Source organism: Streptomyces sp. NPDC059477 (assembly GCF_042749375.1).
GTDB lineage: Bacteria > Actinomycetota > Actinomycetes > Streptomycetales > Streptomycetaceae > Streptomyces.
The window spans coordinates 1-11,254 of sequence record NZ_JBHYUG010000153.1; the positions used below are offsets into that span (position 1 = coordinate 1).

At 72.1% G+C, this 11,254-nt stretch carries 9 protein-coding genes; 8 read left to right on the plus strand and 1 reads right to left on the minus strand.

What is annotated here, in order from left to right:
* Positions 1 to 413: 413 nt before the first annotated feature.
* The 7 genes from ACFXAZ_RS38365 to ACFXAZ_RS38395 all read left to right on the plus strand — a co-directional run bounded on the left by ACFXAZ_RS38365 (position 414) and on the right by ACFXAZ_RS38395 (position 7,415).
* Complete coding sequence (locus tag ACFXAZ_RS38365; protein WP_384601340.1) at positions 414 to 764, plus strand: YbaB/EbfC family nucleoid-associated protein; 351 nt, start codon at positions 414 to 416, stop codon at positions 762 to 764.
* Between the two features lie 141 nt (positions 765 to 905).
* Positions 906 to 1,505, plus strand: coding sequence for a recombination mediator RecR (recR, locus tag ACFXAZ_RS38370; protein WP_384601344.1), 600 nt, complete (start codon positions 906 to 908; stop codon positions 1,503 to 1,505).
* Complete coding sequence (locus ACFXAZ_RS38375) at positions 1,498 to 2,160, plus strand: DUF5063 domain-containing protein (RefSeq protein ID WP_384601347.1); 663 nt, start codon at positions 1,498 to 1,500, stop codon at positions 2,158 to 2,160. The genes recR and ACFXAZ_RS38375 overlap by 8 nt, the downstream gene beginning before the upstream one ends.
* A gap of 508 nt (positions 2,161 to 2,668) precedes the next feature.
* Entirely contained in the window at positions 2,669 to 3,946 is a 1,278-nt protein-coding gene (locus ACFXAZ_RS38380; RefSeq protein WP_384601350.1) for an aspartate kinase, read from the plus strand.
* Positions 3,943 to 5,004 carry an aspartate-semialdehyde dehydrogenase gene (locus ACFXAZ_RS38385; RefSeq protein ID WP_384601353.1) on the plus strand — a complete coding sequence of 354 codons (1,062 nt, stop codon included), beginning with the start codon at positions 3,943 to 3,945 and terminating at the stop codon, positions 5,002 to 5,004. The genes ACFXAZ_RS38380 and ACFXAZ_RS38385 overlap by 4 nt, the downstream gene beginning before the upstream one ends.
* 513 nt (positions 5,005 to 5,517) lie before the next feature.
* Positions 5,518 to 6,192 carry a SigE family RNA polymerase sigma factor gene (locus ACFXAZ_RS38390; RefSeq protein WP_384601356.1) on the plus strand — a complete coding sequence of 225 codons (675 nt, stop codon included), beginning with the start codon at positions 5,518 to 5,520 and terminating at the stop codon, positions 6,190 to 6,192.
* 164 nt (positions 6,193 to 6,356) lie between these two features.
* A complete protein-coding gene (locus ACFXAZ_RS38395) occupies positions 6,357 to 7,415 on the plus strand; it encodes a hypothetical protein (protein ID WP_384601359.1) in 1,059 nt (352 codons plus the stop codon).
* Between the two features lie 31 nt (positions 7,416 to 7,446).
* Here ACFXAZ_RS38395 and ACFXAZ_RS38400 read toward each other — a convergent pair whose 3' ends face one another.
* The gene (locus ACFXAZ_RS38400; RefSeq protein ID WP_384601362.1) at positions 7,447 to 8,331 is read right to left on the minus strand and encodes an SURF1 family protein; all 885 of its coding nucleotides are present in this window, start codon (positions 8,329 to 8,331) and stop codon (positions 7,447 to 7,449) included.
* 150 nt (positions 8,332 to 8,481) lie between these two features.
* On the opposite strand from ACFXAZ_RS38400, the gene ACFXAZ_RS38405 reads away from it, so the two are divergent.
* Positions 8,482 to 10,329 carry a prolyl oligopeptidase family serine peptidase gene (locus tag ACFXAZ_RS38405; RefSeq protein ID WP_384601365.1) on the plus strand — a complete coding sequence of 616 codons (1,848 nt, stop codon included), beginning with the start codon at positions 8,482 to 8,484 and terminating at the stop codon, positions 10,327 to 10,329.
* Positions 10,330 to 11,254: the final 925 nt, after the last annotated feature.

Below are 11,254 nucleotides of genomic sequence, written 5' to 3' on the forward strand. Positions count from 1 at the left end.
GAATCACCCCAGCCCCGCCGCTGGCGCGGCCCCCCCCTCGGGCGGGCCGCCACCCCCCGCATCTCCCCCGCCCCCCCCCCCCCCGCGGCCGGCCCGACCGGCCCGGCCGCCCCCTCGCCGCCCCGCCCGTCCTGCGGCGGCCCCTCGGGCTGCATCTCCGGCTGACCCACCCGGCACTCCCTACTGACTACTGATCACGGTGCGTGACTCCTGATGCTGCTGCGCCAGGATCCTTACTACCGCCCAATGGGTGGCGAAGGTGACGGTTTCACGGCTTTTCTGCCCAGAAGTGGGCCTTGATCAGGTATAGGAATCACGGCCCACTCACTCGAAAGAGTGCCGGGGCGATGGCCGCGCCGACCACGTAGGCTCGTGCCGAACGGGAAAACCCGTACCGATAAGGAGAGCCGATCGTGATCCCCGGTGGTGGCCAGCCCAACATGCAGCAGCTGTTGCAGCAGGCGCAGAAGATGCAGCAGGACCTGGCGGCGGCGCAGCAGGAACTCGCCGAGACCGAGGTCGACGGCCAGTCCGGCGGCGGTCTGGTGACGGCCACGGTGACCGGCGCGGGAGAGCTGCGCGCGCTGAAGATCGACCCGAGGGCGGTGGACCCGGACTCCGCCGAGGAGACCGCGGAGACCCTCGCCGACCTGGTGGTGGCGGCGGTCCGCGCGGCGGGCGACAACGCGCAGGCGCTCCAGCAGCAGAAGCTCGGCCCGCTGGCCCAGGGCCTCGGCGGCGCCATCCCCGGCCTGCCTTTCTAAAGCGGGCGGCGGCCCTCTACGGTACGTACGTACAGGGCCGTACGCACTGACCAAGGCATTCCGGGGTCACTCCAGGGTCATCAGGGGTCATCAGGGGTCATCCGGGGTCAGCAGGGTCATTCAAGGAAGGACGGCAGTCCGTTGTACGAAGGCGTGGTCCAGGACCTCATCGACGAACTGGGGCGGCTGCCCGGCGTCGGTCCCAAGAGCGCGCAGCGGATCGCCTTCCACATCCTCCAGGCGGAGCCGACCGACGTACGGCGGCTCGCGCAGGCCCTGATGGAGGTCAAGGCGAAGGTCCGGTTCTGCGCGGTCTGCGGCAATGTCGCCCAGGAGGAGCGGTGCGGGATCTGCCGGGACGTACGGCGCGACCCGTCCGTCATCTGTGTGGTGGAGGAGCCGAAGGACGTGGTCGCCGTCGAGCGCACCCGTGAGTTCCGCGGCCGGTACCACGTACTGGGCGGCGCGATCAGCCCGATCGAGGGCGTCGGACCCGACGATCTGCGGATACGGGAACTTCTCGCGCGGTTGGCCGACGGTTCGGTCACCGAGCTGATCCTGGCCACCGATCCGAATCTGGAGGGCGAGGCGACGGCGACGTACCTCGCTCGCATGATCAAGCCCATGGGCCTCAAGGTCACCCGCCTGGCCAGCGGCCTCCCGGTGGGTGGCGACCTGGAATACGCGGACGAGGTGACCCTCGGCCGCGCCTTCGAGGGGAGACGACTCCTAGATGTCTGACGCCACGCTGCACGCCACGGCCCAGGACCCCGACGACTTCGCGGTGCAGATCGCGGACCAGATGGAGAGCTTCCTGGTCGCCGTCACCGAGGTCGCCAAGGGCGACGAGCCGGACTCGGCGGTCCCGTTCCTGCTGCTGGAGGTCTCCCAGCTGATGCTGGCGGGCGGCCGGCTCGGCGCGCACGAGGACATCGTCCCGGACGAGCGCTACGAGCCGGATCTCGGCCCCGAGCCCGATGTGGACCACCTGCGCGAGAACCTCGCCCGGCTGCTGGAGCCGGTCGACGTCTACTCGGAGGTCTTCGACCCCTACGAACCGCGCACCGCCCCGGTCCCGGCCCGGATCTCCGACGACCTCGCCGATGTCATCACCGATCTGCGGCACGGCATGGCCCACTACCGGGCCGGCCGGATCAGCGAGGCGCTGTGGTGGTGGCAGTTCTCGTACTTCTCCAACTGGGGCTCCACCGCGTCCGCCACCCTGCGCGCCCTGCACTCGGTGCTCGCGCACATCCGCCTCGACCAGCCGCTCAAGGAACTGGACGGCCTGGACACCGACGAGCCGCTGATGGGCGACGAGACCCTGGAGTTCGAGGCGGGCCAGGTGATGGCGGAGGAAATCGCGGGCCCCCTGGGACTGCGCTCGTCCAAGTGACACCGGCTCGACCGGCGACACGACAGCCGGTTGCCCCTGTGACGCCGGTTTGATCGGGCGACGGCCGGATCGGCCCCGCGAGGCCGTTCGGCTACGTGGCGGCCGTTCTTCGGTGCGGTGACGCCCCCGTTCCGCCACCTGTACGGACGTTCCGCCACCTGTACGGACGTTCCGCCACCTGTACGGACGTTCCGCCACCTGTACGGACGTTCCGCCACGTGACGGCCGGTAGGCCACGCGGCAGTGGTTCGCCAGGTGACGGCCGGTTGGTCCCGTGGCGGCCGGTCCGCCCTGCGGTAGTGGTTCGACCACGTCACGGCCCCCGGCGCGAGTGGTCTCTGTGATGCCCGGCACTTTTCCGAGTGGCGGCCGTGAGCTGCGGGCATGTGCCTTCCGGAACGGGCGGGCGACAGGGCCGGACGGCGTATCTCACCATGCGATATCCGGAAGGTCGTTTTCGGCCGCTCGTTAGACTGAGCCGACACAACGGACTGAGCGAGGAGCGCACGTGGGCCTTGTCGTGCAGAAGTACGGAGGCTCCTCCGTAGCCGATGCCGAGGGCATCAAGCGCGTCGCCAAGCGGATCGTCGAGACGGTGAAGAACGGCCACCAGGTGGTGGTCGTCGTCTCGGCGATGGGCGACACGACGGACGAGCTGATCGATCTCGCCGAGCAGGTTTCCCCGATGCCTGCCGGGCGCGAGCTCGACATGCTGCTGACCGCGGGAGAGCGGATCTCCATGGCGCTGCTGGCCATGGCGATCAAAAACCTGGGCCGCAAGGCCCAGTCGTTCACGGGCAGCCAGGCAGGGGTCATCACCGACTCGGTCCACAACAAAGCCCGCATCATCGACGTCACACCGGGACGGATCCGCACCGCGCTGGACGAGGGCAACATCGCGATCGTCGCCGGGTTCCAGGGCGTCAGCCAGGACAAGAAGGACATCACCACGCTGGGGCGCGGCGGGTCCGACACCACGGCCGTGGCGCTCGCCGCCGCGCTGGACGCCGAGGTCTGCGAGATCTACACCGACGTGGACGGCGTGTTCACCGCCGACCCGCGGGTGGTGAAGAAGGCGAAGAAGATCGACTGGATCTCCTTCGAGGACATGCTGGAGCTGGCCTCGTCCGGCTCCAAGGTGCTGCTCCACCGCTGTGTGGAGTACGCCCGCCGCTACAACATCCCGATCCATGTCCGGTCCAGCTTCAGCGGACGGCAGGGCACCTGGGTCAGCAGCGAGCCGATCGATCAAGGGGACCAGAAGGTGGAGCAGGCCATCATCTCCGGTGTCGCGCACGACACCTCGGAGGCCAAGATCACCGTCGTCGGTGTGCCGGACAAGCCGGGCGAGGCCGCCTCGATCTTCCGCACCATCTCGGATGCCGAGATCAACATCGACATGATCGTGCAGAACGTGTCCGCGGCCTCCACCGGCCTGACGGACATCTCGTTCACGCTGCCCAAGAGCGAGGGCCGCAGCGCCCTGGACGCGCTGGAGAAGTCCAAGCCGGTCATCGGCTTCGACTCACTGCGCTACGACGACCAGATCGGCAAGATCTCGCTGGTCGGCGCCGGGATGAAGACCAACCCCGGGGTCACCGCCGACTTCTTCACCGCGCTGTCCGACGCGGGTGTGAACATCGAGCTGATCTCGACATCCGAGATCCGGATCTCGGTGGTCACCCGGGCCGACGATGTCCCGGAGGCCGTCCGCGCGGTGCACAGCGCCTTCGGACTGGACTCCGACAGCGACGAGGCCGTCGTCTATGGGGGCACCGGCCGATGACCGCCCGCCCGACGCTCGCGGTCGTGGGGGCGACCGGGGCCGTCGGCACGGTCATGCTCCAGATCCTGTCCCAGCACGCGGACATCTGGGGCGAGATCCGCCTGATCGCCTCCCCGCGCTCGGCCGGCCGCAAGCTGGCCGTGCGCGGCGAGGAGGTCGAGGTCATCGCCCTGACCGAGCAGGCGTTCGATGGCGTCGACATCGCCATGTTCGACGTCCCGGACGAGGTGTCCGCCCAGTGGGCGCCGATCGCCGCCGCCAAGGGCGTGGTGGTCGTGGACAACTCCGGCGCCTTCCGGATGGACCCGGACGTCCCCCTGGTGGTCCCCGAGGTCAATCCGCACGCGGCCCGCATGCGCCCGCGCGGCATCGTCGCCAACCCCAACTGCACCACCCTCTCCATGATCGTCGCGCTGGGCGCACTGCACGCCGAGTTCGGCCTGCGCGAGCTGGTCGTCTCCTCGTACCAGGCGGTCAGCGGCGCCGGGCGGGCCGGGGTGGAGACCCTGCGCAAGCAGCTCTCCCTCGTCGCCGGTACGGAGCTGGGGACCGCGCCGGGCGATCTGCGCCGGGCCGTGGGGGACGGGACGGGACCGTTCCCGGAGCCGGTCGCGCTGAACGTCGTACCGTGGGCCGGGTCGCTGCGGGAGGACGGCTGGTCGTCGGAGGAGATGAAGGTGCGGGACGAGTCCCGCAAGATCCTCGGACTGCCGCGGCTGCCGATCGCCGTGACCTGTGTGCGGGTCCCGGTGGTCACCACCCACTCGCTCACCGTCCACGCCCGCTTCCAGCGCGAGGTCACCGTCGCCGGGGCGCGGGAGATCCTCGCCACCGCGCCCGGTGTGGTGCTGGTGGACAATCCGGCCGCCGGGGAGTTCCCGACCCCGGCCGACGCGGTCGGCACCGACCCCACCTGGGTCGGGCGGGTGCGCCGGGCGCTGGACGACCCGACCGCGCTGGAGTTGTTCGTCTGCGGGGACAATCTGCGCAAGGGCGCGGCCCTGAACACCGCGCAGATCGCCGAACTCGTGGCCGGGGAGGACCGAGGGTCTTCCTGATGGCCCTTCTCACGGCCTCCCGACAGCCCTCTCACGGCCTTCCCGACGGGTCTTCCGCCGGCCCTCCCGACGGGCTCGGCGGCGGCTGATTGCCGGGCTCCGGAAAGCGAACCGCTCCTGGACGGTGTACTGCCCCCCTGGTCTCCGGCGGATCAGTTTGTAGGATCTGTGTTCCAGGTGTGAGCCGAGCAACGGTCCTGACAACTTGAACCGGGTCACACGGCGTCCGAAGATTTCCTCCGACCCCGCGCAACCGCGCGCCGGACGGGGAGCGTCTCTGCGGTCGCCCTTCCGGGCGTGCAGACGCGTGGAAGCCGGCGTGGGGACGCCGTGCGGCGGGCGTGGGGACGCCCGTTCCGTTGTGGGACATAGGGGAAGAGCGGGACGCATGTGGTCAACTGAGGCACCGTCGGCGGTGCTGTCCGGCGGGAGAACGCTGCCGGCCGCACGCAGCGGCGCAAAAGTGACGCCCGGCACGTACAACCCTCACGGGGGCAAGCGTGTCCAACTGGCGTGGCAGAGGTACTCGACTTCACATCGGCTGCGCGCGGCACCGCGCTGCGCCCGCCCGTTCCGCGCCGCCGACTGCCCAGAGCGGTCGGCGGGCCCGGTGGTATGCCGGTGATCGCGCCGATGCCCGCGGTACAGCCCAGCCCGATTCCCGGCCAGCGCGGCGGCACCGAGGATGTCGTCGCCGGCACCACGGTCGACCATCTCACCGAGACCTACCGCACCCACTACCGCTCGCTGCTCGGCCTCGCCGCCCTCCTGCTCGACGACACCGCCTCCTGCGAGGACGTCGTCCAGGAGGCGTTCATCCGCGTCCACTCGGCCCGCAAACGCGTCCGCGACCCCGAGAAGACGCTCGCCTATCTGCGCCAGACCGTCGTCAACCTCTCCCGCTCCGCGCTGCGCCGCCGCATCCTCGGCCTGAAGCTGCTCTCCAAGCCGATGCCGGACATGGCGAGCGCGGAGGAGGGCGCCTACGACCAGCTGGAGCGGGACTCCCTGATCAAGGCCATGAAGGGCCTCCAGCGCCGCCAGCGCGAGGTCCTGGTGCTGCGCTACTTCGCCGACATGACCGAGGCCCAGGTCGCCGAGTCGCTCGGCATATCGCTGGGCTCGGTCAAGGCGTACGGCTCCCGCGGTATCGCCGCCCTGCGGATCGCGATGGAGGCACCCGCATGAGCGAGCCCGACGACGACGCCAGGGACCGGCGCCATCTCCATGTGCCGAAGCCGCCGAAGCCATCGGCAGGGGCGGATGCCCCGGAGGGCGCACCGCGGGAGCCGTCGGCGGGACCCTGGCACGATCTGAAGCAATCGCACCCTGGGAACGGAACGAACGGAACCGTGAACGACCGCCTGGACGACCAGGGCCCCGACGGGCTCGACGCGGACGAGCAGGCGCTGCGCCGGATGCTGCACCACGTGGTGCAGGACGTCGAGCCGCGCGAGGGCACGCTGGACGAGCTGCGCCGGGCGGTGCCCGCGCGCCGCGCCCGTAAGCGGCAGGCCGCCGTCGGGATGGCCGCCGCGGCCCTGTTCGTCGGTACCGCCGTCCCGGCCCTGCTGCATGTCTCCAGCTCCGGCGGCCCCGACGCCAACCCCTCGATCGCGGGCCTCGGCCAGGAGACCCAGGGCGGCTCCACCCAGGGCAAGAGCCCCGACGGCGGCTCCGGTACGACGGGCGGCTCGACCGGCGGCGGCCAGGAACCGGGGCCGGACAGCTCCACGCAGAGCGACCCGGTCGACGGTTCCAGTCCCGGCGCCTCGCCCGGCGTCCCCCCGGGCGGACCGTCGCCCTCCACCCCGGCCTCCGCGCCCGCCTGCACCGCGGCCCAGCTCGGCGACGGCACCGCGGGCGTCGAGGTCCCCGACGCGGGCGGGACGGTGTACGGCACCTTCCGGGTCAGCAATGTCTCCGGGGAGAGCTGTACGGTCACGGGCCCCGGCACCCTGACCCCGGTCGCCCAGGGCGCCGCCGATCCGGCCAAGATCGGCGTCGCCGAGCACACCTCCGGCGATGTGGCCGCCGCGCTGCCCGACCCGTCCCTGGAGGCGGGCCGGCTGTCCTTGCTGCCGGGAGCCGCTTACGAGGTGAAGTTCGCCTGGGTGCCCGCCGAGACCTGTCCCGTCGAGGGCGGCACCAACGGGGGCACGGGCGGACCGTCCCCCGACCCGTCGCCCAGCGAGGACCCGGGCGCGACCGCCGGTACCTCCACGGGCGGCGACACCGGCACGGGCACCCAGCTGATGCCGCAGGACGGCACGGACACCCCGGCGGGCCCGGCCGACGGCAGCGTGCAGGTGTCGTACACCCCGGAGGCCGGTTCGACGCCGGTGACGGTGGTGGTGCCGGACGCGTGCGCCGGGACGGTGTACTGGACCGGGGTGCTGGCGGGGTCGTAGCGCGCCCCGGAAGGACGGGTGAACGGGCGGGTCAGACGCCCGGGGCACCGGCGGCGGCGGCCGGGTCCTTGCGCTCCGCTTCCGGCGTGGCGTCCGGGTCCTGCGGATGCTCAAGGCCCTCTGGGCCCTCTTGTTGGCCCTCTTGGCCCTCTTGGCCCTCAGGTACGAGCCCCATCCGCGCGTCCCGTACGAAGTCCACCTCGCGGCGCAGCAGCCGGAACCACATGAAGACCACGAAGCCCGCGAAGACGAACCACTCGCCCGTGTAGCCGAGGTTCTGGAACGCCTTCAGATCGAGCCCGGTGTCGGCCGCGGCCGTCGCGGGTACCGCGCGCATTCCCGAGTCGCCCTCGCCGAGGGTGATCCACGCGTCGTAGACGTCGTACGGCACCAGGTTGACCAGCGAGGCCGCGCTGATCGCGCCGGTCTGGCCGGCCGGCAGTCCGCTCAGGGCGACGACGCCGTTGCTGCCCGGTGTCTCGGACGCCTGGAGCGTGCCGGTGACGGTGACCTCGCCGGACGGCGGGGCGGGTGCCCGCGCGGCGTCGGCGGTGCCGGGGAGCCAGCCGCGGACCACCGGGAGGGCCTGGCCGGTGTCGGTGCGCAGCAGGGTCATCACGTAGGAGCCCTGGACGTCGTCAACAGTGCGGTCCGGGACCAGGAACTGATCGGCGTAGCGCCCGCTGACCGTGGCCTGCTCGCCCGAGGTGGCCTTGTCCACCGGCAGCAGCTCCGCCAGCGGCCGGGCCGGGCCGTTCTCCTCGGTCGTGACCTGTTCGGTGGCGTCGCGATGGGTGTCCATCCGCGACTCGAACCGGTCCAGCTGCCAGGACCCCATGAGGACGCAGAAGGGGATCGCGAGCAGTACGAAGACGTTGATCCCCCACCAACGGGGAGTCAGCAGAAACCGGTACACGCCCCCACCGTACGGGGCGGGGGTCCCAAGGGCCGGAGCGGGGTCGGGAGGGGCGATTTCGGTGTGAGGGTGGTGAGTGGTTGGGCAAAGTTATCCACAGGCTGAGGGGCTCGGGCGCGCGATGTCGGTTCGGACGGGCAGTATGGGGCCATGACTGAGAGCAACGGGTCCGTCTCGCCGGATCAGCAGCAGGGTGCGTCCATGCCGGAATGGGAGAAGCGCTTTCGGGCGCCGAGGGTGTCATTGCCCGACTGGGCGGAGGACGCGCCCGACCGCTCCCTGTTCGTCTCCAATGCGACAGGGACGTACGAGCTGTACGCGTGGGACCGTTCGACCGGCGCCCAGCGCCAGGTGACCGACCGGCCGAACGGCACGACGGACGGTGTGCTCTCCCCGGACGGCGCCTGGATCTGGTGGTTCGACGACAAGGACGGCGACGAGTTCGGGGTATGGCGCCGCCAGCCCTTCGAGGGCGGTCCCGACGAGCCCGCGACCCCCGGCCTCGACCCCTCCTACCCGGCGGGCCTGGCCCTGGGCCGCGACGGGCGTACGGCGGTGGTGGGCCGTTCCACCGACGAGGAGGGGACGAGCATCCATCTGGCGCGGGTGGGCGAGGACCCGGTGCTGATCTACCGCCACCGCGAGTCGGCGGGCGTCGGCGATCTCGCGCACGATGGCTCGCTGATCGCCATCGAGCACACCGAGCACGGCGACGCGATGCACTCCGCGCTGCGCGTGGTGCGCCCCGACGGCACCAAGGTCGCCGAGCTGGACGACACCGAGGGCGGCACCATCGAGCTGGGCCTGGAGGTGCTGGGCTTCGCCCCGGTGGACGGCGATCCCCGGCTGCTCATCGGGCATCAGCGCCGGGGCCGCTGGGAGCCGCTGGTGTGGGACGTGGTGACGGGCGAGGAGACCGATCTCTCCCTGGAGCTGCCGGGCGACGTCGGCGCGGAGTGGTACCCGGACGGCACGGGCCTGCTGATCGTGCACAGCTTCGAGGCCCGCAGCGAGCTGTTCCGCTACGACCTGGCGTCGGCCGCGCTGGAGCGGGTACCGACCCCGCCGGGCACGGTGTCGGGGGCGACGGCCCGCCCCGACGGCTCGGTGGAGTACCTGTGGTCGTCGGCCGCCCAGCCGCCGGCGGTGCGCTCCACGACCGGCGGGGTGGTCCTGGACCCGCCCGGGATGAAGTCGCCGGGTTCGGTGCCGGTGGAGGATGTGTGGGTGGAGGGCCCCGGGGGCCGGATCCACGCGCTGGTGCAGAAGCCGTCGGGGGCGAGCGGCCCGCTGCCCACGGTCTTCGAGATCCACGGCGGCCCGACCTGGCACGACAGCGACGCCTTCGCGGCGGGCCCGGCGGCCTGGCTGGACCACGGCTACGCGGTGATCCGGGTCAACTACCGGGGCTCCACGGGCTACGGCCGTGCCTGGACGGACGCCCTGAAGCACCGGGTGGGCCTGATCGAGCTGGAGGACATCGAAGCCGTGCGGGAATGGGCCGTGACCTCCGGTCTGGCCGACCCGACCCGGCTGATCCTCACCGGCGGCTCGTGGGGCGGCTATCTCACCCTGCTCGGCCTGGGCACCCAGCCGCAGGCCTGGACGCTGGGGATCGCGGCGGTCCCGGTCGCGGACTACGTCACGGCGTACTACGACGAGATGGAAGCCCTCAAGGCCATGGACCGCACGCTGCTGGGCGGCACTCCCGAGGAGGTCCCGGACCGCTTCGAGGCGTCCTCCCCGCTCACCTACGTGGAGGAGGTCAAGGCCCCGGTCTACATCTCGGCGGGGGTCAACGACCCACGCTGCCCGATCCGCCAGATCGACAACTACGTCAAGCGCCTGGAGGCCAGGGGCGCCACCCACGAGGTCTACCGCTACGACGCGGGCCACGGCTCGCTGGTGGTGGACGAGCGCATCAAGCAGGTCCGCCTGGAGCTGGACTTCGTCCGCCGCCACCTGGAGGGGGTACCGGACGCGGTGACGGTCGGCTGACGCCGGGGCGAGGGGCCTCCGGCCACTCGCAAAGGGCCTCCCTGGGGGGCCTCCCTGCGGGTCGGCCGCCCGGGGATGGCGGGGGGTTTCGCGGGGCGGTTCGTCGCGGGGGCTCGGAGGGGTCGGCTCGGTCGGGGGCTTCGCGGGTTCGCTCGGTGCGGACCCCGAGGGGCGGCTGGGTCCGAGGGGCGGCGATGGCCCTGCGGGTCGGCCCGGCACGGAAGGGGCGGCAGGGCCGTGCGGCGGTGGGCCCTGCGGGCGGGTTCGGCTCCGGACTGGTCGGCTCGGTGCGGGGCCCGGAAGGGCCCGCCTTGCCCGGGGGATGGTGGGCTTCGCGGGTCGGCTCGGTCCGGAAGGTGGCGGGGACTTCGCGGGCTGGGCTGGTCTGGTGCCGGGTGCGGCGGGCGCGGCTCGGTCCAGGGGCCGGTGGACCCTGCGGGTCGATTCGTTCCGGGGCGCCCGACGGGCCGGCTCGCTTCGGGGGCGGTGGGTGCAGGCGGGGCAGGCGTACCACCGTCACCCCGTTCTCAGGTCGGCGCGGTTCGCGACGGGCGGGGGTTGCGGGGTCTGGGCCTGTCTGGCCTCGGAAGGGGCGGCTCGGATCTGGGGCCCGGGGGAAGGCGGCTCGGTGCGGGGGCGGTGGTGGTCCTTGCGGGTCGGCTCGGCCTCGGAAGGGGCGGCTCGGATCTGGGGCTGGGGGAAGGCGGCTCGGTGCGGGGGCGGTGGTGGTCCTTGCGGGTCGGCTCGGCCCCGGAAGGGGCGGTCGGTGCGGGGCCCCGAGGGGTCGGCTCGGGCTGAGGGGCGGCGCTGGGCCTGCGGGTCGGCTCGGGCCGAGGGGCGGTGGGGTGTCTGAGGGCGGGCTCCTGATCACGGCCCCCGAGGGGTCGCCACGTCCCTAGGCCGACCCTGGGCCTCCGGGGCCCCT

What these genes read in the sequence shown, in the direction of transcription:
- ACFXAZ_RS38375 (WP_384601347.1), top strand. Translation starts at nt 1,498, where the DNA reads ATGTCTGACGCCACGCTGCACGCCACGGCCCAGGACCCCGACGACTTC.
- ACFXAZ_RS38385 (WP_384601353.1), top strand. Translation starts at nt 3,943, where the DNA reads ATGACCGCCCGCCCGACGCTCGCGGTCGTGGGGGCGACCGGGGCCGTC.
- ACFXAZ_RS38405 (WP_384601365.1), top strand. Translation starts at nt 8,482, where the DNA reads ATGACTGAGAGCAACGGGTCCGTCTCGCCGGATCAGCAGCAGGGTGCG.